The sequence below is a fragment of the Phocaeicola coprocola genome (genome assembly GCF_041333015.1).
In the GTDB taxonomy this organism is placed as follows: Bacteria; Bacteroidota; Bacteroidia; order Bacteroidales; family Bacteroidaceae; genus Phocaeicola; species Phocaeicola coprocola.
Window position 1 is genome coordinate 161,982 of the sequence record NZ_JBGKGM010000003.1, and the last position, 25,430, is coordinate 187,411.

Consider the following 25,430-nt stretch of genomic DNA (forward strand, 5'->3'; position numbering starts at 1 on the left):
ATAAAGGCAAGGCATACAATACTTACAGTCATTACACGGAACGGTCGGATAACGTAGCATCAGCTGTGCTGTTTCTTCAAGGAAGTCTTTTTCTTCCTGAGTCAGTGGTACAAGTGGAGAATAAGTACGTATGTTATCTTGCAAGTGCTCCATGTAAGTCATTCCGCTCAATACCGTCAGAACCTTTTCGGGTGAACCGGCGAACCGGAAAGCCCACGAAGCTACACTCCCTTCCGGATTCCGTTCTTTCAGGCGTGTGAAAATATGTTCCGGTATATTCGAAAGTCTTCCTCCCAGCAAAGGTTCCATTACTACTACCGGAATATCTTTTTTAGCTATCTCACTATACAGATAATCAGCATTTATGTTATTTCCAGAAGCATGCTTCCAGTCCGAATAGTTCAACTGTATTTGGATAAAATCCCAATGATACTTGTCGTGCAGGGCAAGTGCCTTGTCGAATTCTTCCTTAATGCCGTGGAACGACCATCCTAAATGACGGATTCTTCCGGCTTCTCGCTCTTTTAACAAGAAATCAAGCAAACCATTGTCGAGAAAACGTCCTTCCAGTCCTTTCTTTCCCGGAGCGCCTAACATGTGAAGCAAATAGTAATCGATGTAATCTACTTGTAGTTTCTTCAGTGAGTTATGGTACATCTTTACTCCGAAATCATAATCGGAGTTTGAAAAGTTTGACATCTTGGTGGCTACAAAAAACTTTTCCCGTGGATGGCGTTTCAGGGCAATACCTGTCGATGTTTCCGACCATCCTTGTACATAAACCGGAGCAGTGTCGAAATAGTTTACGCCATGTTCGATAGCGTAATCTACCAGTCGGTTCACCTCTTCCTGGTCGATGACATTTCCTGTTCCGTCAGGAGCAGGAAGGGTTGGCCGGCGCATACATCCGTATCCCAGCAATGATACCTTGTCTTCGTATGGAGGAAAATTACGGTAAGTCATTTTACCTACAGGTACAGTGGTATTTTCTTCTTTTTCCGAATCTTTTTTTGGGGAACATCCGTAGAGAGAGGCGGTTGCTCCTAACGTGCTGATACCTACTATCTTTAGGAAATCTCTACGGTTTATATTATGTTGCTTGTCCATTTTCTGTAATTTTTGAAAAGAGTTGTTTGAAGAAAGATTAAATCATACGATGATGTTCGTGCCCTTCTACATAAATGGCACTGAACGGACGTGCCGGACAGAGATTTTCACATGCTCCACATCCGATACATTTCTCTGTATTGATAGCAGGAATCTTGAGTGATTCAGGATTTCCGGCTTCAGAGGGTATCATGGATATGGCTTCTGCCGGACAGTGACGGGCGCAGTTGCCGCATTCTTGTTTGTCTGTAAGTGGAATACAGTTTTCCTTAACCCATACAGCATGACCGATTTGTATGGATGATTTTTCTGCTTTGTCTATCTTCAGGATTGCACCGGCAGGACAAACTTCCGAGCATTTTGTACATTCCGGACGGCAGTAACCACGTTCGTATGATAGCGTAGGCTGCATGAATGTGTCAAGTGACTGAGAAGGACGTAAAACGTCATTCGGACATGCAGAAACACATAGCTGGCAAGCTGTACAGTGTTGCTGCATATTGCGTGCGCTCTGTGATCCCGGAGGAGTTATCGGTGTTTGGCGTTTAGGAGCTTTTTTTTCGATGATATCTGCCAAACCTCCATCCATCTTGATTTTTTCCGCTTTTTCTATTACTTGTGCCTGAAGGGAGGAGGTTACCAGAAGCAGAGAACTAGCGAGAAACTCTCTTCTGTTTTCGCCCTTCGGCTGGCTGACTGGTTGTTTTTTGTCTTGTTTGGCATAGGCAAACCGATAATGAATAGCGTTCTTCTTGCATTTCTCGATGCAATTCATGCAGACAACACAGCGGCTGCTGTCTACCTGATAGTTTGTGGTATCAATACATGAAGCCTTACAGTTGCGTGCACAGAGTGTACACTGGTTACATTTTTCTTTGTCAATGCAGATACGGAACAGTGAGTAACGTGATAAGAAGCCCAATATCGTACCTACAGGACATATTGTATTACAGTAAGTTCTGCCGTTTCTCCACGATAATACGACGACCAATACAGCCATTGCTATTGCAACTATAAAGGTTGGCAGGCTTTTGAGCCATACTTCAGTCTGGTAGAATGCATAACTGTCTGCCCGTTCTGCAATACTAGCCAGCAGATTATTCCCCCACATCCATACGGGTTGGAATAAATTGTTTGCCATGCGTCCATAGATTCCATAAGGGTCGAGCAGTGCTACAAATGCATGTATGCCGGCGACGAAAGCTACGACGAGCAAAATCAGCATGGTATACCGTAACCAGCTTTTAGGTTTGGAATAGGAGTAAGGCATTTTTTTTCTTTCTTCTGCCTATTCGTGCCACGATGTCCTGAAATATACCTAAAGGGCATATGACCGAGCAATAGATACGGCCGCTTACAAGAGTAAGCACAACTAAAAATAAGATAACTCCGGCGTTAAGTGCCAGCACTGCGGGAAGAAACTGTATTTTGGCGAGCCAGCCCAGCCAGGTGTGCAACATTCCCGTGAAATCGACGAACAGTAGTGTAATAAGCAGGATACATATCGTTGCCAGTATCGTTCTGATTTTCCGTAGCATGATTTTGAATTTTTAAGTTTACTTGTCAAAACTGTTTGAAAGCAAAAGTACGAAAAAACTTGTATTGTTGAATATCATTCCCAGGGAAAAGTGAAGGATTGTTACTGCTTGAAGCAGAATCGATAACTTTTGAAAAGCATTCGTATTATTTGATGAGTGTGCAGACGAAAAGTTATGAGCTCTTTTCATATCTCATATTTGGGCATTTATATGACCATGAAAAACTCTTTTTTATCTTTTATTTAAAAACAATCTAAATAACTTGCACAACATGATTCAATGATTTATCTTTGCCGCAAAATAAAAACAAACATGAGATTATCGGAACTACAAACAGGAGAGAAGGGTGTGATAATAAAGGTAATGGGTCATGGAGGATTTCGCCGGCGCATTATTGAAATGGGCTTTATAAAGGGTAAGACAGTTGAGGTCCTTTTAAACGCTCCATTGAAAGACCCTATCAAATACAAAATTATGGGATATGAAATATCACTTCGCCGGCAGGAGGCTGCCATGATAGAAGTGATGAGTGAAGAAGAAGCACGTGAATCCATGCAGGAAACCCACTTCCATGATCCGATAGCGGAAGATATTCCTGTGTCTGAAGCAAAACTGAAGGAAATTGCCAGCGGGAAACGGCGTACTATCAATGTGGCCTTGGTGGGAAATCCGAACTGTGGAAAGACATCACTTTTTAATGTCGCTTCCGGTTCGCATGAACATGTAGGTAATTACAGTGGAGTGACAGTTGATGCCAAGGAAGGACACTTCGATTTTCAAGGTTATCATTTCCGTCTGGTTGATTTACCGGGTACCTACTCACTTTCGGCTTACAGCCCTGAAGAACTCTATGTGCGCAAGCATATCATTGACGAAACTCCTGATGTGATAATCAATGTGGTGGACGCAGGAAACCTGGAACGTAATTTATACTTGACTGCTCAGCTTATTGATATGAACGTCCGTATGGTTGTGGCGCTGAATATGTATGATGCGCTTCTTCATAGCGGAAATACGCTTGACCATAAAAAACTGGGACAGTTGTTTGGAGTGCCTATTGTTCCAACAGTAAGCCGTACAGGAAAGGGTATTGATAACTTGTTTCATGTAATTATCGGTCTTTATGAAGGCGCTGATTTTATTGGTCAGAAGGAAGAAATACAAGATGAGGCTATGCGCGAGTATCGTGAATGGCATGATAAGTATGTTCCCGATCATAAATATGGCAGTCATGATGAGGAAACTCATGATTTTGATGGAAAGAGTTATATTCGTCATATTCACATTAATCACGGGCCTGAACTGGAGCGGAGTATCGATGCGGTAAAGGAGGTGATATGTAAGAACGAAAATATCCGTTACAAGTACTCTACACGTTTTCTAGCCATTAAGTTGTTGGAAAATGATAAAGATATTGAGCAGCGTGTCATTTCTACTTTGCCCAATGGTGAGGAGGTGATAAGAGTTCGCGATAAGGAAGCTGAGAGAATACGTTTATCGATGAACGAAGACAGCGAACAGGCTATTACTGATGCTAAATATGGATTTATAACCGGGGCTTTAAAGGAAACATATACAGAGAAGAATCAGAATACGGAAATGTTTACGCGTATCGTAGACAGTATTGTGACACATAAAATATGGGGATTCCCTATTTTCTTTGTCTTTCTTTATCTGATGTTTGAATGTACTTTTGTATTTGGAGAATATCCGAAAGGATGGATAGAGTGGCTGGTTGAGCAGATAGCATCGTTGGCTGAAACATTTATGCCGGCAGGTCCGCTGAAAGATCTGATTGTAGATGGTATAATAGGAGGAGTAGGAGGGGTTATCGTGTTCTTGCCTAATATTTTGTTTCTCTATATTTTTATTTCGTTCATGGAAGACTCCGGATACATGGCGCGTGCAGCTTTTATCATGGATAAGATTATGCACAAAATGGGGCTGCATGGAAAATCGTTCATTCCGCTGATTATGGGTTTTGGATGTAATGTTCCTGCTATTATGGCTTCGCGTATTATCGAAAGTCGTAAATCTCGTCTGGTTACAATTCTGATAAATCCGCTTATTTCGTGTAGCGCACGTCTGCCTATTTATCTGGTGATGATCGGAGCATTCTTCCCTTCAAAGGCTAGTCTGGTACTTTTGTCGATTTATGTAACAGGTATTTTGCTGGCGGTGTTGATGGCACGTATCTTCAGCCGCTTTATTGTGAGGGGAGATGATGCTCCTTTTGTTATGGAACTTCCTCCTTATCGCATGCCGACTGCTAAATCTGTACTTCGACATACATGGGAAAAAGGAGCACAATATTTGAAGAAAATGGGAGGTATTATTATGATTGCTTCTGTCATTATCTGGTTCCTGGGGTATTATCCTAATCATGATGCTTATTCTACGACGGCAGAACAGCAGGAAAATTCGTATATCGGACAAATAGGAAAAGCTATTGAACCTGTAATAGAGCCATTGGGATTCGACTGGAAGATGGGTGTTGGTATTCTGTCGGGAATAGGTGCGAAAGAGCTTGTTGTAAGTACTTTGGGAGTGCTTTATACGAATGATGATGGTATCGAATCGGTCGACCTTGCTGATCGTATTCCGATTACTCCGCTGGTTGCCTATGGTTATATGCTGTTTGTTTTGATTTATTTCCCATGTATCGCAACAGTGGCAGCAATTAAAAATGAATCAGGCAGCTGGAAATGGGCTGCATTTACAATCTGTTATACTACTTTGCTGGCATGGATTGTTGCTTTCCTGGTTCATCAGGTAGGAGGTATATTTTTATAAAATAAGAAATATGAGTGTACAGGATATTATAGTTTATATCATAGTGCTTCTCTGTGTGATGTACACAGGGAAACACTTCTTTAAATTTTTCAGAAAAAGAAGAACTGGGGTAAGTGGCTGCGGTTGTGGCTGTTCGGGCTGTGCTATGTCGAATAAGCAAAGTTGTAAAGACATGGGAAAAGCAAAAAAATAGCCCTTAAGTATTGCAGATTCGAAAATTAGTTATACCTTTGCAGTGCAATCGGGAAAAAACGGTTACTTTTAGGAAATGGTTCCTTGGATGAGTGGCTTAGTCAGCGGTCTGCAAAACCGTGTACGGCGGTTCGAATCCGCCAGGAACCTCATAGGGAAGGTCGACTGATATATTCAGCCGACCTTTTTTCGTAATGGGAAAACTATTATTCATATAAAATCAATAAAACATGAAAACATTATTTTTTTCTGTATGCTTGTTTCTGGCATCAGTTTCTGCAACAGCACAGCAACGTTATTCGCAGGAAATGGCACAATCACAAGGTAAACAATGGACTCATGGAAAGTCATGGGATTATGTAAACGGTCTTGTAGCTAAATCTCTTCTTAATTTATGTGAGCAGTATCAATATGCTGACTGGACTGGTAACTATTATCAGTGGGCAAAAGAATATGCGGATAATGCCATTAATCCGGATGGTACGTTTAAGAATTTTAAAAAAGGAAATATAGACAATATAAATTCAGGAAAAGTTCTTTTTGCTTTGTATAAGCGGGAAAAAGAACTTGACAAGCAAAATGGAACGGATAATGCAAGCCGTTATAAGAAAGCTGCTGATTTCTTGCATGATTACTTGGTGAATGATTATTCTCGTATTCAGTCGGGCGATGCAAAAGGATGTTTTTTCCATAAAGATATTTATCCCGATCAGATGTGGCTGGATGGACTTTACATGGGGGCTGCTTTTTATGCTGAATGGCAAGCTAATTTTGAACCGGATAATGAGCAGGCTTGGACAGATATCGCTCACCAGTTTAAAACAATTGCTCGCCATACATATGATAAGGACAAACAGCTTTATTATCATGCCTGGTCAGCAAATCCGGAAGATAGCAATTCTTTCTGGGCGAATAAGACTGAACCATACAAAGGTTGCTCAAAAGAATTTTGGGGACGTGGTATGGGATGGTACTTTGCTGCTTTAGTAGATGTATTGGAAGTGATGCCGAAAACTCATGCTGACTACAAGGAATTAGTAACTATTACAAATACTGTAGCAAAAGGTTTAAAGCGCTGGCAGGATAAAACTAGCGGAGTTTGGTACCAACTTCTTCAATATGATAATTCGTATGTTGGAGAATGTGGTATTGCAAACTATCTGGAATCTTCTGCTTCTAGTATGTTCACTTATGCATATCTGAAGGGAGTTCGTCTGGGTATTCTTCCAAAATCATATGAAAAGGTTGCGGAAAAAGCATATCAGGGACTTCTGAAAACATTTGTTACATCAAATAATGACGGGACTATTAATTTAAATCAGAGTTGCCGTTCTGCTGGTTTAGGTCCGGCAAAAGATCCTTCTCGTGATGGTTCAGCTAGTTATTATTTGTGTGGTAAGGATGTAACAATTGTAAGTAATGAAGGTAAGGCGATAGGACCATTCATTATGGCAAGTTTGGAATATGAATTAAAAAAATGATATTTATCATATATCTGTAAGAATTGAACATGCTTCTTTTCTATTTATCGGCAGGTAAAATCTATATTATAGATGTAAGTTTTTTAAAACTCTTCTGATATCTGCTGGTAAGTGAAAAAGGAGCATGTATTTTGTTGATTCTTAATACTAAAGTCTGTAATGTTTAGATTCCAAAAATCTCTTTTTTATTTAAGATAATCCTTGTCTACTAAAAAAATAATATATTTCTTTTTAATATTTTTCAGTTAAAGTATTGTTTATTCCAAAAATAGTTGTACCTTTGCATCGCAATTGAAAATAACGGTTGCTGAAAATAATGGTTCCTTGGATGAGTGGCTTAGTCAGCGGTCTGCAAAACCGTGTACGGCGGTTCGAATCCGCCAGGAACCTCTAAAATAAATGATGCACTCTTAGCTCAGTTGGTAGAGCAACTGACTCTTAATCAGTGGGTCCAGGGTTCGAATCCCTGAGGGTGTACTTCAGAAAACTAGCTTATTAGAATGTAATAAGCTAGTTTTTTATTTTTACTCAAATTCTTTCAAACCTCGAGTTCACGGGACAACGTAAAAGCTGAGGGTACGGCGAATAAATGGGGTCAGTAGAAATTTAGTGGGGATACGCATATAGCTTCGCAATGCGGAATAAAAAGAACTTCTTATCAGCTACTCCTCTTAGATTTGCTCTGAACAGTTTAATTTTTGCATTGAACGATTCTGCCATCGCATTTGAAGAACGATGGTTGTAGAAATTCAGTATTTCATCATAGTGCTCATAGAAAGTAGCAGCAATGACATTAAAAGAATGCATCCCTGCTTCTTCTACTTTATTATACCATCGTGCCATAGCCAGACGTGCAGCGTCCTTTATGGTGTTCTTAGAGAAAATCATCCGCAGGGAATGGCACAAACCGTATGCCTTTTTGATGTCAGGGTATTCCTCAAATAGGATTGCTGCCCTTTGCTTCTGTTTTTCTGTCCATTTATCAGCTGACTTGAAAAGCAGATACCGGGAGCGTATAAGTAATTCCCTACGGGTATCGCCATTGGAATATCGGTATGGGACATAATCTTCGTTCTTCCGCTTAGCTTCTTCCATTTCCTCATTGGCCTGCTGTATGGCATCCCAACGGTGTTTGATGCGTAATTCCTGCACAGCATCACAAGCTAATCTCTGAATGTGAAAACGGTCTATCACACGGCTGGCTTCAGGAAATGCAGTCCGTACAATCTTGCGCATGGAGTCTGAAAGGTCAAGTGTCACTTCTTTAACGGCATAACGGCTTTCCTCGTCAATTCGTTGCAGCACAGCTATTACATCCTCTGATTTAGTTCCTGCCACGACAGCTACCAGGGAGCACTCTCTCGTACAGGCATCACGGTTGGTTACAAAGGTGTAAAGTTCACCGTTGGAGAGTGAGGTCTCGTCAATCGCCAGATACGGTCCCATATTTTCCGGAAACAGCATCCATTCACCGGCATGGGATAACTGTTCCCAATTACGATATCCGCTGAGAACCTCCTTGTACTGTTTTTCAAATGTATGACCATCTATATGATAGAATTCCTCAAGCGTACGGCAGGTCACTGGGGATGTCTCCATACGTTTCTTTTAAAAAAGCCCCAAATTCTTTGGAGTATCTGGTTCCCTTGGCTACAACATCGAGGTCGATGGGAATACTGAAACTTTTACCTGTGCGCAAGTCCGTCCAACGACGACGTCTGATCTTGAGGATTACCTTATGGTCCCGTATGGGAAAGTCTGTCACATTAACAGCTTCCATAAAACCTTTGGATTCAAAATGTTCGTCATTGCTTAACTTGGAATTCATCTTTTCATCCAGACTAATATGAATCTCTTGAGAGGTTTGTTCAACTCCAGAGATAAGAAAGTAATCTAATATCTGAGCCGGCAACACGAGGCTGGCTAGCATATTCAAATAATCGTTTTTCATAATGCGAAGTAAGCAATACTTTACGAGTATAAAAAATAATCCCCACTAAATTTCTACTGACCCAATAAATGATGCAGGGTATCACTTTTATTGTGAAACAGTAAGTAAACGCCATGCAAGTAGTAATTCTTGATTTCTTTGACTTTCATGTCTGCATTTATAGTGATATTGAAATCTCTAGACAAAAAGTTTCGCTTATGAATCGTTCTTTAAAGATGTTGAAAGACGGAACTTATAGGGCATAAGAAACTACTATGCTGATAGTCTGTGTGTCACGTCAAAATATCTATCGAAGTATCAAAACAAATAAGTGGATATGGAGCTGGCTATTGGATAAATCGCTATACAATATCTGATATAGTATGACTGTTGCGAGATAAATCACTTTCATTTGTTCAGGCTTCCGATATGTTTTGGGTTTTATTACCTGTCCATTTTAGTCGATATGTTCAATAAAATTTAGGTGTGAGTTTTTCGGATTATAGAGAAGGACTTGTATAAAAATATCCGAAAGAAATGGATTTACTGTAATGGTCATTATATATTTTCAGTAAAAATGGTATGATAACCAGTATTTTGTATAAGAATATCTATTAGAAAACTTTTATTTTTGTGCTTGTTAAAAAACAGATTATTAAATGTTGACTTAAGGTAATGCAAAATTTAATTTCCTAAAATCTATAAAACTGTGTATGAATCTACTTCATATTAGATAGTCAAACAATAATCAAAACAAGTCATGAAAAGTATAGTATTAACACTTTTGGGAATTATCAGCTTTAGTTTCTCGTTAGGAGCACAGAAATAAAGTGTAAACAGTGATGTGCAGTCAGGCAAAAAAAATTTAGTGGCCTATTTCTCATGTACGGGAACAACTGAAAAGGTTGCAAATGCCATTGTTGAAGTGACAGGTGGAAAACCCTATAAAATAACTCCTGCTGATCCTTATACCTCAGCCGATCTTAATTGGAAGGATAAGAATAGTCGAAGTTCTAGAGAGATGTCAGATGAACAATCACGTCCTGTATTGAGTGGAGATGTTCTTAATGTGAAAGATTATGATATTGTATTTCTGGGTTATCCTATATGGTGGAATTTATGTCCGCGTCCGATTAATACATTTATTGAGAAATATGATTTCTCTGGTAAGACCATCATTCCATTTGCTACTTCGGGAAGTAGTTCGATAACCAATAGCATAAAGTATCTCAAGAAACTTTATCCTCAGATAAAATGGGGAGAGGGTAAATTGTTGAATAACGGAACAGGACAGGCTAAAGACTGGGCGAAACAGATAATTAAGTAAATATGGAAGAATTAAGAATTGACTGCTTACATCAAACAGCTGAAGAGTTGGATAAAGCGAAAGTATTGAAACAGCATATTTTTCGTCTGAATCATACGATGCCAGACACGGAAGAATACTATGAATTATTACATAAGGTTTTTCCAAATCTGGGAGAAAATTGTCGTATCGAAATACCTTTTGCTGGTGTCAGAACTGGTAATGTGAAATTCGGGCGTAATGTGATTATCATGCCTGGCTGTCTGATGATGTCAGCAGGAGGAATAACAATTGATGATGATGTGCAGATTGCTGCTAATGTTCAGCTTATATCCAATAACCATGATTTGAAATACCGTCATATAATAACCTGTAAACCGATACATATTTGTAGAGGAGTATGGATTGGAGCTGGTGCAACTATTCTTCCGGGTGTTACAGTAGGAGAAAATGCTGTAGTTGGAGCGGCTAGCGTTGTTACCCATGATGTTGAATCGAATACTATAGTTGCAGGAAATCCAGCAAAGTTGCTTCGACGGATTTGACCTTCTGTTATTGTAAAGTAAAATTTATTTTAAACTGATTTTGAGCCCTGTAACAAAGTTGTTGCGGGGCTTTATTGGTACGCCCAGCATGGGCGTGCGCTATAGGGTGTAAGTCCCGAACGAGCCCTGATAGTGGGAATCGTTAGCCCAATGCAAGGGTGTCCTTCGCGAGGAGGAATCTGAAGGAAGCTGGCGGCAAACTCTCGGCTCTACGAACAGAAACTGATTATAAGGCTACATTTGGAGGACAAGTTTGCTAAACAAAATAAAGTCCTATAACTATCCGAATCCCTATGTAGTAGAATCAGAGGGTATATGAGATGAAAGCGTACGTTCTTATCTGGGGAGGTCTCACGTACAGATGCACCACAACTGTATCTGGTTGAAACAAGATTTGTCGTGAGAAGTCAGCCGAAGCCATAGTACCTGTTACTCACCATAATGGGGAAAGGCTGAACCTTAATTATGTAAGATACCTGAATGTTACCTTATGATGGGAAGAAAGCAGAACATAGAAACTCTATCCGACCAATCGGCGCAGAGGGTGGAACCTGAAGTGCTGATTGGTATGCAGACTTTCATTGGGATAACTGAAAATCATCTTACAGCCATTAAACATGAAAAAGGAGAGTTATTGGAATACATTCTTTCCCCTTCTAATCTAAACCTTGCTTATAAACAGGTAAAGAGTAACAAGGGTAGTGGCGGCATTGACCGTATGGAAGTGGACGAGTTGCTTCCTTATCTTCGTTGCCACAAGGATAAGCTAATAACTTCCATTTATGATGGTAACTACCATCCGAACCCCGTGCGTCGTGTGGAGATTCCCAAGTCGAATGGGAAGACACGTAACTTGGGTATCCCCACGGTTGTTGACCGTTTGATTCAGCAAGCCATCTCACAAGTGCTTCAACCTCTTTATGAACCTCAATTTTCACCAACCAGCTATGGTTTCCGCCCTCATCGTAGTGCTCATGATGCGTTATTAAAATGTGGCGAATATATCTCTGCCGGTTATGTGTTCACGGTCGATATGGATTTGGAGAAATTCTTTGATACATTCTGCCATAGTAAGTTGATAGCAATCCTGTCACGTACCATCAAAGACGGTCGTGTCATTTCTCTGATTCATAAATATCTGAACTCCGGTGTACTTATAGGAGGCAAGAAAGAGGCCAGTCCGGTCGGAGTTCCTCAAGGTGGTCCATTGAGCCCCTTATTAAGCAATATAATGCTTAATGAGTTGGACAAGGAGCTGGAGAGACGTGGGCATTTGTTCGTTCGGTATGCTGATGACTTGGTCATCTTTTGTAAAAGCCGTCGTTCCGCCCAACGCACATTGGATAATCTGCTTCCCTTTATTGAAACGAAACTTTTTCTAAAGGTGAATAAGGATAAGACCCATGTTGCTTATATGCGTGACATCAAATTCCTATCCTATGCCTTTGGTCGTAGAAATGGCAAATGCCAATTCTACATCCATGTCGATAGTATCAAGAAGATGAAGATTAAGATACGTGAACTCACCAGCCGTAATAACGGCTGGAGCTCCGAATATCGTAAACAACGTTTGACTTGGTATATCCGTGGTTGGCTCAACTATTTTAAGTTTGCAGGTCTCAAAAGTAGGATAAAGGAATGGGACGGTTGGCTCCGTCATCGCATACGGATGTGTATTTGGAAGTTTTGGAAACGAGTCCGAACCCGGTATCGAAATCTGAAGAAGCTTATTCCCGATGAGAGCCGTGTGCGAATGGCTGCCTTTTGTCGTAAGAAATACTGGCGAATGGCAAGTCATCCCACTGTACAGGCGGCTTTGTCAGATGAGCGTTTGCTTCGAGCTGGTTACCCTACTTTTAAGATGTACTATCATCCTGTATTTAAAGGTTAATTAGGGAACCGCCGTATGCCGAACGGCACGTACGGTGGTGTGAGAGGTCGGAACGGGAATTAATCCCGTTCCTCCTACTCGATTGAAAATCTGTTGTCGTGTTTCTAAAAATAACAGCAAGAGTTGTATTGGTTATATATAAAGCGATGATGTTGCGGCAGAAGGATATTTTAAAAGGACAGTCTGATTTTAATGAATATTATGAGGAGTGTCTGTACAAGTTGACAGATTTAGATTACTTTTGTACACGAAACTAAATTATACTTGTTAAAACATTATTTCCTATGAAAAAACACCTTATTCCATTTATTGCATGCAGTTCGTTTATTCCGGTATCTATTTATTCACAAATATCTCAGCATCCTAACATTAATTATGTTTCTGGTTGATGATATGGGGTGGCAGGACACTTCTGTTCCTTTTTATAATAACGAACTCACGTCACTGAATAAACGATTTATTACACCCAATATGGAACGAATGGCACAAATGGGTGTCCGTTTTACGGATGCATATGCATGTGCGATTTCTTCACCTACGCGATGTAGTCTGATGTCGGGAATGAATGCGTCACGGCATAGAGTAACAAACTGGACATTGGAACTCGATCAGAAGACCGATGCAAAGAGTGATGTAATTGATCTTCCTGAATAGAATTATAATGGTATTCAGCCTGCATCAGAGGAAAAGGAAATAAATAATTCTACGGCTATTACTTCACTTCCTCAAGTGCTCAAGGAAAACGGATACAGAACTATCCATTGTGGAAAAGCTCATTTTGGTGCAAGAACTACACCGGGAGCAGACCCTATAAATATGGGTTTTGATGTAAATATAGCAGGAGGAGCAAACGGTGCTCCGGGAAGTTATCTGGGGACAAAAAATTTTGGTGAGGGATCCCGCTTTGCAGTGCAAGGACTGGAAAAGTATTACGGACAAGATATATTCATTACCGAGGCACTGACAAGAGAAGCTATAACAGAAATGGAAAAGTCTGTGAAAATGGATAAACCTTTTTATCTGTATATGTCGCACTGTGCAGTTCATACTCCATATGATGATGATAAACGTTTCAGTCAGAAATATCGCGGACGTTACGATGAACAGCTCAAGACTGGATTGAATGAAAATGAAGCCAAATATGCGGCATTGGTAGAGGGTATGGATAAGAGTCTGGGAGATATTCTGGATTATTTGCAGAAGAATCCGGAAGTTGCTCAGAATACGATTTTACTGTTTATGTCCGACAATGGAGGGCAGGGATTGAATAATGTCCGTCAGGGAGTAGCAAACAGAGACCAGAATTACCCTGCACGCGGTGGAAAAGGATCTGCATTTATGGGAGGAGTTCGTGAACCTATGATGGTGTACTGGCCGGGAGTTACCAAGCCAAATACTGAATGCGGCCAGCGAGTTATTATCGAAGACTTTTATCCTACAATACTCGATATGGCAGGAGTAAAGAAATATACCACTCATCAGGTTATAGACGGTGTGAGTTTTGCAGATGTGCTTAAATCTCCGGAAAAAACAAAAGACTGAGTATTGATATGGCATTTCCCTAACTTATGGGGCGAATCTCAGAATAAAGAAGAAGGATACGGTGCTTATTCTGCTATTTTGAAAGGAGACTATCACCTCATTTATACATGGGAAACACGCCAAATTCGGTTGTATAATGTGAAGAAGGATATAAGCGAGCAGAATGATCTGGCACAGACGATGCCAGATAAGGTAAAGGAACTGACTGCTGAACTGTCTGATTATTTGAGGGAAAGAGATGCACAAAGACCGTCGTTAAAGGCAACGGGAGAAGTGATTCCGTTCCCGGATGAGCAATAACTGTGTATATTGGCTTAATATCGTTTGGAAAGATCTCTCTATTGCAGGTGTTTGTCATATTAGGATACAAGACTGAAATAGAGAGATTTTTTCATATAAAGGATTTAACTTGTAAGAGTTTTAGGACTGTTAAGTTCAGTATCGGCTCTTCAATCTGTCTGAATGGAATTTACTCAGCTATGCTTGGAGCTGTGTTTGGTGAGAAATATGATAGTTTCTCGTATCTCAGGAAATATGTTTTTTAAGAGGCTGAAAAATGATAAAGCCGAACTGTTTTCCCAACAGCCCGACTTCCATCAAACATCCAATAAAAAAATTAGAGTTCGTTTTTGGTTATTTTATCTTATGAATAACAGCTCTCTATATTTAGGTAGTGTCCACATCTGGTCATCGACAATTAATTCCAGTTTATCGATGTGGTAACGAATCTGTTCCAGCATTGGTGAAATATTGTCGTGGTAAGCGATTGCTTTTTCGCGCTCATCGGCAATTTTGTTTGCTACTTTGCGAGCTTCTACCATTGCATCTACATGCTCTTTAATGTAAATGGTATGTTCGGAAATCTTACGGATAATTGCCAGATTTTCCGATGATAGATGTTCAGCTTCTTCGGCAGGGAACAGTCCTTTCATTTTATAAACGTTATCCAGCAGTTTGGTCTGATATTCAGTAGCGATAGGTACGATGTGGTTCATGACCAGATCGCCCAATACACGTGCTTCTATCTGGATTTTCTTCGTGTAAGTTTCCCATTTTACCTCATTACGAGCTTCAAGCTCTTTCTGAGTCATAACTCCTGTTTCTTCAAACATTTTGATGCTTTCCGGAGCAAGGTAACGGTCGAAGATGATCGGACAGCTGGTTTCACAATCCAGTCCGCGGCGGGCTGCTTCTTCTTTCCACTCGTCGCTGTATCCGTTACCGTCGAAGCGGATAGGTTTACACAGCTTGATATATTTGCGGATAACCTGAATGATTGCAGATACTTTCGGTTCTCCTTTTTCCATGAGTTCATCTACGTCTTTCTTGAATTCGATGAGCTGTTCGGCTACTGCTGTGTTCAAAGCAATCATTGCACTGGCACAGTTAGCTTCCGAACCTACAGCACGGAACTCGAATCTGTTTCCGGTGAAGGCGAAAGGAGAGGTACGGTTACGGTCTGTATTGTCAATCAGCAATTCCGGAATCTGTGGAATGTCGAGTTTCATGCCATGTTTTCCGCCCAGTGAAATCAGTTCGTCGGTAGAACTGTCTTCCATGTGATCCAGAACCTTACTCAACTGTCTTCCGAGGAATGAAGAAATAATTGCGGGGGGTGCTTCGTTGGCTCCCAGACGGTGAGCGTTGGTTGCACTCATGATAGATGCTTTCAGCAGACCGTTGTGGCGGTATACAGCCATCAGGGTGTTGACTACGAATGTGATAAAGCGCAGGTTTTCTTCAGCTGTTTTTCCCGGAGCCATCAGCAGGATGCCGGTATCAGTTCCCAGTGACCAGTTGTTGTGTTTACCCGAACCGTTTACTCCCTTGAATGGTTTTTCGTGCAATAAAACACGGAATCCGTGTGTACGTGCCACTTTTCTCATAAGCGACATGATAAGCATGTTATGGTCTACTGCCAGGTTACATTCTTCGAATATCGGAGCAAGTTCAAACTGGTTAGGTGCTACCTCATTGTGACGTGTCTTGACCGGAATACCCAATTCCAAAGCCTGAATTTCCAGATCTTTCATGAAAGCAGCCACACGGGTAGGGATAGCGCCGAAATAATGGTCTTCCAGCTGCTGGTTTTTAGATGCCTCATGTCCCATCAGAGTACGACCTGTCAGAAGCAAGTCTGGACGTGCTGCATACAGACCTTCGTCTACCAGGAAGTATTCTTGTTCCCATCCCAGGTAAGCAACTACTTTCTTGACATCCGGGTTGAAATAATGGCAGACATCTACGGCAGTCTTGTTGACTGCTCTCAGTGCTTTCAGCAACGGAGTTTTATAGTCGAGTGATTCTCCGGTGTATGCAATGAATACAGTAGGAATACACAATGTATCATCCACAACAAAAACAGGTGAAGACGGATCCCATGCACTGTAACCACGTGCTTCGAATGTATTTCGGATACCTCCGTTAGGGAATGAAGAGGCGTCCGGCTCTTGCTGAACAAGTAATTTTCCTGAAAATTCTTCCATCATGCCGCCTTTGCCGTCGTGTTCCATGAAAGCATCGTGCTTTTCGGCAGTACCTTCTGTCAATGGCTGAAACCAGTGAGTATAGTGTGTAGCTCCCAGTTCCATAGCCCATCTTTTCATACCTTCTGCTACTTTGTCGGCGATGTCGCGGTCGAGTGCAACACCGTTATCCATGGCATCTACCAGCTTGCTGTAAACAGGAGTAGGCAGATACTTGAACATCTTTTCGCGGTTGAAAACATACTTTGCGAAGTATTCGCTTGGTCGTTCTGACGGAGCCGTTACTTCTAAAGGTTTTGTCTGGAAAGCTTTTTCTACAACTCTAAATCTTAACTTTGACATAATACCTTGATTTTAATTAATTTATTAATAAGATGTTTGATTTATTCATTTTTAATGACTGTAAGCTGATTCTCCATGTTCGTAGATATCGAGTCCTTCTTCTTCTACTCTTTTATCTGCACGGATACCAACCAGACGGTCAGTTATTTTAAATAATATATAGGTCATTACAGCACTGAATACGATTGATATGACTGTTGCTATGATTTGTATCCACAACTGATGCCAGTCACCGTACAAGGCTCCTTTTACTCCACCTTCTCCGGAGATGAACTGAGTGGCAAATACACCGGTAAGAATGGATCCTACTATACCTCCGATGCCATGTACTCCGAAAGCATCCAGTGTGTCATCATATTTGAATCTGGGTTTGATGACTGCTACCATGTAGAAACAGATAAGCGGGGTAATTAAGCCGATAAAGAAAGCTCCGACGATATCTACAGTTCCGGCTGCCGGAGTGATTGCTACCAGACCTGATACAGCACCGGTACATGCCCCTACGGTTGTCGGCTTTTTATTGTGTATCCAGTCGACTGCCATCCATGTAAGTGCTGCTACGCAAGTGGCCAGATGGGTAACAAGGAATGCGTTAGCTGCTATACCGTCGGCATTCAGTCCACTTCCAGCATTGAATCCGAACCATCCCAGCCATAGAAAAGCTGTTCCTAGGAATACAAATGTGATGTTGTGTGGAGTCATAGGGTGCCCAATCTTGTAGTCACTTCTTTTTCCTGCCATAATGGCCATGACAAGAGCTGAAATACCTGCGTTGATGTGTACTACCGTTCCTCCTGCAAAATCTATTGCACCCATCTGCTGGAGAAATCCTCCTCCCCATACCCAATGTGCCATAGGTATATATACCAGTATGCTCCATAATACGGTGAACAGCAGGAAGCCCGAAAATTTAATGCGCTCGGCAAAAGCTCCTAAAATAAGGGCAGGGGTGATAATTGCGAACATGCACTGGAACAGGACAAATATCAGTTCCGGAATGTTACCGGCGGAAAGACTACCTGTTGTAATGCCATTTAGCAGAACTTTGTCGAATCCTCCTATCAGGAATCCCCAGCGACTGCCGCTTTCCATCAGATCTGTTCCAAAAACAAAACTGTAACCAAAGGCGATCCATATGATAGTGACGGCACATACGATAAGCATACATTGCATAATAATGCTTAGTACATTTTTCTGTCGAACCAATCCTCCGTAAAATAAAGCAATACCGGGAATTGTCATTAGCAGTACGAGTAAGGTGGCAACAATCATCCATGCTGTGTTTCCTGTGTCGAGTATAATGTTTGTATCCATAATTATTCTTGTTTAGTTTTGTATTTTGTATCGTTTCGTTTGTTTATTTCTCCTGTTCTGCATTGTATAATGCTATGTCACCACGCTCTCCGGTTCGGATCCGGATAGAATCTTCTACAGGGATGATAAAAATACGTCCGTCTCCGATTTCTCCCGTGCGGGCAGCTTGCATGACAGCTTGTACTGTCTTTTCTACATTCTTATCGCGTACGACAATTGATATAAGTATTCTTTCTATCGAACTGGTGTCGTATACGATTCCTCGGTAAATGCGACCTTCGCGTGTCTTACCTACTCCTCTTACATCGTAGTAAGAGAACCATTCGATATCAGCTGCCAATAAAGCTTCTTTGACATCTTCAAACCGTGTTCTGCGAATAATTGCCTCAATTTTTTTCATAAGCGTTGTATTTGTATTTTGTAATGTATAAACGTTATCCTGTCTTTTTAACCTTAATATCAAAACTATACCTAAATTTTCTCTCTCTCTTAGAAATTAATGCCAAATACAAAGTAAGCTCCTTCTGTTGCCGGATTCCATATGGCTTTAGCCGATACCGGTAATGAATACGATTCTGTTATATCTAGTGTTTTTGTTGCTGCCAGACTTATATTTGCTATTTCAAAGCCATTAGCTCCAAAGTCATCGCTTCCGGATTTGTTGTAGAAGCTTGTAGCCCATGGAGTAGCTCCCACTTCAGCGCACCAGTCCAAACCTCCCAGCTTGAAAGGAGCGGCTAGGGAAAAATAAGATGAATAAGCTCGTTCTCCTTTCTTGTTAAGTCCGTCATTTCCGGCAAAGTTGGTGTACCAGTTGACTGCTATGAAGTCGAAATCATATCCTATTTGTGCTTCGAACACATGCGATGTATTTCTTGCGCCATAGTGGAAATAACCGGCTCCTCCGTCAAACCAATAATCTGTGATTGAAGCGCTAAAGCCTTTAATGCTATATCCTACTGTCAAATCGAACTCTTTGGTATCATCTTTATCAAATCCTACCGTTCCCCATCCTGATAACCATATTCCTTTGTAGCTGATGGAAGCGGAGGGCTGAATACTGATATTTCCCAAGTCCTGTCCTCGCCAAATATATCCACTGACGATGTCGGCTCCGATATCAGCTTCGATATGTTCTTGTGCCGATAAGGCTGCAGGTAGCATTGCTATTATTGCTGCTGCTAGTTTGTGTTGAATCGTTGTTTTCATTGCTTTTGCTTTTTAAATTAGTGTATTTGTATCTATTTGTATTGTGTTTTGTTTATTTTGTGTTTAAATTATATATAATATTTTGTATTTGTTTCTTTTTGTTTTTCTGTATTGCAAAATTATATCTTTTTGCTTTTGTGTGGAACATTGAAGGAGCAAATTGTTTCTTATAAAATCATATATGTTTTATTTTGAAACTAAAATCTTGTATTGTATTTTAAATTGAAACTTAAATTGTTTTATATATGATAAATTGATACAAATATCGTTCTTTATGAATCTTTTTGTATTCGATTTGGATGAAGAGATAACTTAACATTGCTTTTTTCCAGGTATAGATAACTTATTGTTTACAAATAACGTCAGCAGAGGGCATATAATTTTTGTACAAAAATTTTAGAAACATCGAGAAGTTTCTAGTAAAATATCAGCATATTTTTTTAAAACATCAGCATATTTTCGGAGAGAGGTGAGTATACTATTTATAAGCAGGTTTATAGCCATAAAAAAGGCCGTCGTTACCACTTGATAAACAAGAAGTAATCGACGGCCTCCCTTTTTATTTTATTATATTTTATATCCAGTTCTGTAAGCGCTGCATGGCTTCCTGACATTCTTCACGTTGTCCGAAGGCTGTGAGGCGTAAATAGCCTTCACCGCTGGGACCGAAACCAACTCCCGGAGTACTTACGATGTTTACCTCGTATAGTAACTGGTCGAAGAATTTCCATGAAGTCATACCTTCCGGAACTTTCAGCCAGATATATGGAGCATTTATACCTCCGTAAACACTGAATCCTGCTTTTTTCAGACCTTCGCGCATGATACGGGCATTCTCCATGTAATAGTTTATAGTTTCTTTTATCTGTTTCTGCCCGTCGGGGGTATAGATTGCTTCTGCGCCGCGCTGGGTAATGTAGCTTGTTCCATTGAATTTTGTACATTGACGGCGGTTCCATAGCGGATTAAGCGGAATACGCTGTCCGTCCAGGCTGGCTGCTGTTACCTCTTTGGGGATGACAGTATACCCGCAACGTACACCGGTGAATCCAGCTGTTTTCGAGAAACTGCGGATTTCGATTGCCACCTTTTTGGCTCCTCGTATTTCGTAGATGGAGTGGGGCACGTTAGGCTCCTGAATGAAGGCTTCGTATGCTGCATCGAAGATAATCAGTGTATCATTCGAGAGTGCATAATCTACCCATTTCTTTAACTGTTCGTGGGTTAGAGTAGTGCCTGTCGGATTGTTAGGATAGCACAGATATATCAGGTCGACTCTGTGCTTAGGCAGCTCGGGTATGAAATTGTTTTCTTCTGTGCATGGAAGGTAAGTTACATTACTCCATTTTCCGTTTTCATCCAGTGTTCCTGAACGTCCGCACATGATGTTACTGTCTACATAAACAGGATATACCGGATCAGTAATTCCCATGCTGTTGTCCCAGCGAAGCAGTTCACCAATGTTGCCGGTATCACTTTTGGCTCCATCGCTGATGAATATTTCCGATGGGCTGAGGCTGATGCCACGTGAGGCAAAATCATGTTTGATAATTGCTTCTATCAGAAAGTCGTATCCTTGTTCCGGTCCGTATCCGCGGAAAGTCTTGGCGTTTGCCATTTCATCTACGGCACGGTGCATGGCTTCTATGCAGACGGGAGGAAGTGGGCGCGTGACGTCACCTATTCCCAAGCGAATTAAATTTTTTCCAGGATGAGTAACTTTAAATGCATTGACTTTTTTAGCAATGTCCGAGAATAAGTAGCTTCCCGGCAGCTTCAGAAAATGTTCGTTTACTAATGCCATAATGTATAATTATATTTCTATTTTACCATCAAATACTTTAGTAGCAGGTCCTGTCATATAAATATGATTATCGCCTGCCCATTCTATTTCAAGTGTTCCTCCATCCATTACGATGGAACTTTTTCTGCCACATCGGTCTGTAAAAACTGAGGCTACAGCTGTGGCGCATGCTCCTGTGCCGCATGCCTGAGTGATTCCAGAGCCTCGTTCCCATACTCTCATCCGGACTTTGCTGTCGGTAAGAACCTGAACAAATTCTACATTTACCCGGTCGGGGAACAAAGGATGATGCTCTAGGGCAGGACCTACTTCTTCCAGCTTTATTTTGTTAATCTCGTCAACAAAGATTACCAGATGGGGGTTACCCATTGATACGGCGATGCCTTTGGAGGCGATATAACCTTCACCCAAAGCTACTTCGTGAATATCTGTCGGAATACCCATATCGACCGTTACGCTTTCTACTGTGTTTTTATCGTTGAGGTGCAGGTGTAAAATCTTGATGCCCGACAATGTTTCGAGCTGGATGTCTGTCTTGTTGGTAAGACCTTCTTCGTATAAATATTTGCCGATGCAACGGCTGGCGTTTCCGCACATGCGAGCTTCGGAGCCGTCGGCATTGAATATACGCATTTTAAAGTCGGCCTGGTCTGAAGGGCAGATAAGAACCAGTCCGTCGGAACCAATACCTGTATGGTAGCGGCTCCATTCGACTGACAGTTCTTCCGGATTATCTATCGGATAGCGCAGGGTGTTGACATAAATATAGTCATTTCCTGCGCCATGCATTTTTGTAAATTCAATTTCCATATCAGTTTATTGTTGGTTGAATGGCAATGCAGTATTATTGCTTTTTTAGTAAGCAGCTTCGTGTACTCCGGCTACTGCGCGGCCACTCGGATCGTTCAGGTTTTTGAAACTTGCGTCCCATGCCAGTGCTTCGGCTGTAGAACATGCGACACTTGGTACACTCGGTACGCTTTTGGCTGCCGACGCACTGGGGAAGTGTTCTTCGAAAATACAACGGTAGTAATATTCTTCCTTGTTCTGTGGCGGGTTGATCGGGAAACGTTCTGCTGCATGTTGCATTTCCTCGTCGCTGACAGCGGCTGCTGTAATTGCTTTCAGGGTGTCAATCCACGAATATCCCACTCCGTCGGAGAACTGCTCTTTCTGTCGCCATGCTACACTCTCTGGCAGAAGAGAAGCAAAGGCATCACGTACGATACGTTTTTCGATGGTATGTCCCGGGCACATTTTTACAGCCGGGTTCAGGCGCATGGCTACATCCAGAAACTCTTTGTCGAGGAACGGCACACGACCTTCTACACCCCATGCAGAAAGTGATTTGTTGGCACGCAGGCAGTCGTACAAGTGGAGTTTGGAGAGCTTGCGGACAGTTTCTTCGTGGAAGGCTTCCGCTGTAGGGGCTTTATGGAAGTAAAGGTAACCTCCGAATACTTCATCAGCTCCTTCACCACTTAGTACCATTTTGATACCCATCGACTTGATGACTCGAGCCAGCAGATACATCGGAGTAGAGGCACGGACGCTTGTCACGTCGTATGTTTCGATGTAATAAATAACGTCGCGTATGGCATCCAGACCCTCCTGAATCGTATAATTGATCTCATGATGTACAGTACCGATATGTTCGGCTACCAGCCGGGCTTTTTCCAGATCGGGAGCATCTTTCAGACCTACGGCAAAGGAGTGCAGCTGAGGCCACCAGGCAGGAGCTTTCCCATCAGTTTCGATACGTTTGTCGGCGTAAATCTTTGCTATGGCGGAAATAACCGAAGAGTCCAACCCTCCTGACAAAAGCACTCCATAAGGAACATCGCTCATCAGCTGACGGCGTACGGCTGCTTCGAGAGCTGTACGCACCTCGTTTACCTGAGTGGTATATGCTTCTGATTCGGGTAATGAAGTATAACGGTCTTTTACGGCCTGATATTCCATCCAGTCACGTTTGTACCATCGCTCCATTTTACCTTCTCTGCTCCAGTAATAGTGTCCGGGAAGGAACGGTTCATACTCCTCGCAGAATCCTTCCAGAGCTTTCAGTTCACTGGCACAGTATACGGTTCCGTCTGCATCATGTCCTATATATAAAGGTATAACGCCTATCGGGTCACGGGCAATCAGAAATTCATCACGCTCTTCGTCATAGAGGGCAAATGCAAAAATGCCGCTCAAGTCTTCCAGAAAATGTATGCCTTTTTCCTGATAAAGTGCCAGAATCACTTCGCAGTCACTGCCTGTCTGAAAATTATATTTGCCGGCATACTGCGCACGTATGTCGCGGTGATTATAGATTTCGCCGTTTACGGCAAGTACTTTTTTTCCGTCGCTTGAGTAGAGGGGTTGCCCTCCTGATTGCGGATCGACGATGGAAAGACGTTCGTGTGCCAGTATGGCGCTTCCACCGCAGTAAATGCCACTCCAGTCCGGACCGCGGTGGCGTATCTTTTTCGCCATCGACAAGGCTTTCTGCCTGAGTTCTGGCGTTTGTTGTTTGATATTGAAAATGCAGGCTATTCCACACATAATGTTTCTGTTTTTAAATGTTCTTTAATGGCTGCCCTTTTGCAGCATAGCATCAATTTCAGCGGCTGCCCGGCGTCCTGCTGCTATACATTTTACTACCAGGCTCGGACCTGTAGCAGCATCTCCGGCTACTACCGCGTTTTGAGGAAGCTCGGGTAATTGTGGTTTGAGGAATCCCATGGCAAGCAATACTAAATCTGCTTCTATGATTTCTTTTTTGCCAGTAGGACGCATTTGAGGGCGTCCGCCGTCTGCTGCGGGAATCCATTCCACCTCTTCAACTTCTACGCCGCATACACGCCCGTCTTCAGTTCCTAGAAAACGGTTTGAAGTAAGACTCCAACGGCGTGTACATCCTTCCTCATGACTTGAACTGGTCTTCAGAACTACGGGCCATTGTGGCCAGGGGGTTGCGGGATTATGACCAACAGGAGGTTTAGGCATGATTTCTATCTGGCATACACTGATAGCTCCCTGACGATTGGCTGTTCCGATACAATCGCTTCCTGTATCACCTCCTCCGATTACGAGAACTTTCTTGTTCTTTGCCGTGATACGTTCTTCGTCGCTGAATGTCTGTCCGGCTAGAACTCTGTTTTGCTGTGCCAGTATTTCCATGGCAAAATGAATGCCGCGAAGTTCACGTCCGGGGATGTTCAAGTTGCGTGCCTCTGGTGTTCCTGTACAGATAGCGTATGCATCAAATCCTTCGGGTAAATGTTCCAAGTCGATTGTTGAGTTTGTCTTGAAGCAAATACCTTCGTCTTCCATAATCTTCAGTCGGCGGTCGATTACTGGTTTATGCAGTTTAAAGTTCGGTATACCGAAACGTAATAAACCTCCTATATATTCGTCTTTTTCGAATACAGTAACCTGATATCCCCGACGGTTTAATTGATTGGCAGCAGCCAGTCCGGCAGGTCCGGAGCCGATGACAGCAACTTTTAATCCGTTTCTTTTGTATTGTTTTGCTGTAATATATCCTTCTCTGAATGCTGCTTCGATGATAGCAGCTTCGTCTTCTCGGATAGTAACCGGTGAGTCAATACTCAGCTTGAGCACACATGACTTCTCGCATAGTGCGGGGCAAACCCTTCCGGTAAACTCCGGAAAATCGTTTGTACGGGTTAATATTTCATAAGCTTCACGCCATTTACCATTACTTAATGCGTCCTGAAATTCGGGAGGACGGTTGCCCAGCGGGCATGCCCAGTGACAGAAAGGTACACCGCAGTCCATGCAGCGTGATGCCTGCAACTTGCGTTCGCTTGAGTTCAGTGTTTGTTCTACTTCTCCAAAGTCAGAGATGCGTTCGTGGATGGGGCGATAGCCTGCCTCCTGGCGAGGTATATTTAGAAATGCTTTAGGATTTCCCATGTCAATAGTTTTATTAGTTGTTC

General features: G+C 41.9%; 17 protein-coding genes, 3 tRNA genes and 3 pseudogenes. 11 read left to right on the forward strand and 12 right to left on the reverse strand.

What is annotated here, in order from left to right; genetic code table 11:
- Positions 1–1,107, reverse strand: a pseudogene (locus ACDG22_RS10160) (aldo/keto reductase); the annotation flags it as partial.
- 37 nt (positions 1,108–1,144) lie between these two features.
- Positions 1,145–2,645, reverse strand: a pseudogene (locus ACDG22_RS10165) (4Fe-4S binding protein).
- 312 nt (positions 2,646–2,957) lie between these two features.
- On the opposite strand from ACDG22_RS10165, the gene feoB reads away from it, so the two are divergent.
- The 6 genes from feoB to ACDG22_RS10195 all read left to right on the forward strand — a co-directional run bounded on the left by feoB (position 2,958) and on the right by ACDG22_RS10195 (position 7,588).
- Positions 2,958–5,438 carry a ferrous iron transport protein B gene (feoB, locus tag ACDG22_RS10170; RefSeq protein WP_040312147.1) on the forward strand — a complete coding sequence of 827 codons (2,481 nt, stop codon included), beginning with the start codon at positions 2,958–2,960 and terminating at the stop codon, positions 5,436–5,438.
- Positions 5,439–5,448: 10 nt separating this feature from the next.
- Positions 5,449–5,631, forward strand: coding sequence for a FeoB-associated Cys-rich membrane protein (locus tag ACDG22_RS10175; protein ID WP_083779588.1), 183 nt, complete (start codon positions 5,449–5,451; stop codon positions 5,629–5,631).
- Between the two features lie 77 nt (positions 5,632–5,708).
- Positions 5,709–5,780, forward strand: a tRNA-Cys gene (locus tag ACDG22_RS10180).
- A gap of 80 nt (positions 5,781–5,860) precedes the next feature.
- Positions 5,861–7,111 carry a glycoside hydrolase family 88/105 protein gene (locus ACDG22_RS10185; RefSeq protein ID WP_118485145.1) on the forward strand — a complete coding sequence of 417 codons (1,251 nt, stop codon included), beginning with the start codon at positions 5,861–5,863 and terminating at the stop codon, positions 7,109–7,111.
- A gap of 318 nt (positions 7,112–7,429) precedes the next feature.
- Positions 7,430–7,501 (forward strand) — tRNA-Cys (locus ACDG22_RS10190).
- A 14-nt stretch (positions 7,502–7,515) separates the two neighbouring features.
- Positions 7,516–7,588, forward strand: a tRNA-Lys gene (locus ACDG22_RS10195).
- A gap of 129 nt (positions 7,589–7,717) precedes the next feature.
- Here the strand turns inward: ACDG22_RS10195 and ACDG22_RS10200 are convergent.
- Together ACDG22_RS10200 and ACDG22_RS10205 are read right to left on the reverse strand one after the other, a co-directional pair.
- The gene (locus ACDG22_RS10200; RefSeq protein WP_155162804.1) at positions 7,718–8,710 is read right to left on the reverse strand and encodes an ISAon1 family transposase; all 993 of its coding nucleotides are present in this window, start codon (positions 8,708–8,710) and stop codon (positions 7,718–7,720) included.
- Positions 8,676–9,062 (reverse strand): ISAon1 family transposase N-terminal region protein, encoded by a 387-nt coding sequence (locus ACDG22_RS10205; protein ID WP_007565224.1) that lies wholly within the window; start codon positions 9,060–9,062, stop codon positions 8,676–8,678. Before ACDG22_RS10205 ends, ACDG22_RS10200 begins: the two co-directional genes overlap by 35 nt.
- Positions 9,063–9,885: 823 nt before the next feature.
- Here ACDG22_RS10205 and ACDG22_RS10210 point away from each other — a divergent pair.
- The 5 genes and pseudogenes from ACDG22_RS10210 to ACDG22_RS10230 all read left to right on the forward strand — a co-directional run bounded on the left by ACDG22_RS10210 (position 9,886) and on the right by ACDG22_RS10230 (position 14,625).
- Entirely contained in the window at positions 9,886–10,368 is a 483-nt protein-coding gene (locus tag ACDG22_RS10210; RefSeq protein ID WP_270231154.1) for a flavodoxin, read from the forward strand.
- Positions 10,369–10,370: 2 nt separating this feature from the next.
- Entirely contained in the window at positions 10,371–10,892 is a 522-nt protein-coding gene (locus tag ACDG22_RS10215) for a DapH/DapD/GlmU-related protein (protein ID WP_270231152.1), read from the forward strand.
- 490 nt (positions 10,893–11,382) lie between these two features.
- Positions 11,383–12,783: a group II intron reverse transcriptase/maturase gene (gene ltrA, locus ACDG22_RS10220; RefSeq protein ID WP_370858877.1), complete on the forward strand. Its 1,401-nt coding sequence runs from the start codon at positions 11,383–11,385 to the stop codon at positions 12,781–12,783.
- 393 nt (positions 12,784–13,176) lie between these two features.
- Positions 13,177–14,325 (forward strand): annotated as a pseudogene (locus ACDG22_RS10225) (sulfatase-like hydrolase/transferase).
- Between the two features lie 3 nt (positions 14,326–14,328).
- Positions 14,329–14,625 (forward strand): hypothetical protein, encoded by a 297-nt coding sequence (locus tag ACDG22_RS10230; protein WP_270212440.1) that lies wholly within the window; start codon positions 14,329–14,331, stop codon positions 14,623–14,625.
- A gap of 338 nt (positions 14,626–14,963) precedes the next feature.
- Here ACDG22_RS10230 and ACDG22_RS10235 read toward each other — a convergent pair whose 3' ends face one another.
- The 8 genes from ACDG22_RS10235 to ACDG22_RS10270 all read right to left on the reverse strand — a co-directional run bounded on the left by ACDG22_RS10235 (position 14,964) and on the right by ACDG22_RS10270 (position 25,407).
- A complete protein-coding gene (locus tag ACDG22_RS10235; RefSeq protein WP_178270147.1) occupies positions 14,964–17,153 on the reverse strand; it encodes a glutamine synthetase III family protein in 2,190 nt (729 codons plus the stop codon).
- Positions 17,154–17,204: 51 nt separating this feature from the next.
- Positions 17,205–18,467 (reverse strand): ammonium transporter, encoded by a 1,263-nt coding sequence (locus ACDG22_RS10240; RefSeq protein ID WP_178270146.1) that lies wholly within the window; start codon positions 18,465–18,467, stop codon positions 17,205–17,207.
- Positions 18,468–18,510: 43 nt separating this feature from the next.
- Positions 18,511–18,867 (reverse strand): P-II family nitrogen regulator, encoded by a 357-nt coding sequence (locus ACDG22_RS10245; RefSeq protein WP_007570022.1) that lies wholly within the window; start codon positions 18,865–18,867, stop codon positions 18,511–18,513.
- 89 nt (positions 18,868–18,956) lie between these two features.
- Positions 18,957–19,676 (reverse strand): hypothetical protein, encoded by a 720-nt coding sequence (locus ACDG22_RS10250; protein WP_022126149.1) that lies wholly within the window; start codon positions 19,674–19,676, stop codon positions 18,957–18,959.
- Positions 19,677–20,250: 574 nt separating this feature from the next.
- Entirely contained in the window at positions 20,251–21,480 is a 1,230-nt protein-coding gene (locus ACDG22_RS10255; RefSeq protein ID WP_007570019.1) for an LL-diaminopimelate aminotransferase, read from the reverse strand.
- A gap of 9 nt (positions 21,481–21,489) precedes the next feature.
- The gene (gene dapF / locus ACDG22_RS10260; RefSeq protein WP_178270145.1) at positions 21,490–22,290 is read right to left on the reverse strand and encodes a diaminopimelate epimerase; all 801 of its coding nucleotides are present in this window, start codon (positions 22,288–22,290) and stop codon (positions 21,490–21,492) included.
- Positions 22,291–22,335: 45 nt separating this feature from the next.
- Positions 22,336–24,030 (reverse strand): asparagine synthase B, encoded by a 1,695-nt coding sequence (gene asnB / locus ACDG22_RS10265; RefSeq protein WP_178270144.1) that lies wholly within the window; start codon positions 24,028–24,030, stop codon positions 22,336–22,338.
- A 24-nt stretch (positions 24,031–24,054) separates the two neighbouring features.
- Positions 24,055–25,407: a glutamate synthase subunit beta gene (locus ACDG22_RS10270; protein ID WP_007570015.1), complete on the reverse strand. Its 1,353-nt coding sequence runs from the start codon at positions 25,405–25,407 to the stop codon at positions 24,055–24,057.
- Between the last annotated feature and the right edge of the window lie 23 nt (positions 25,408–25,430).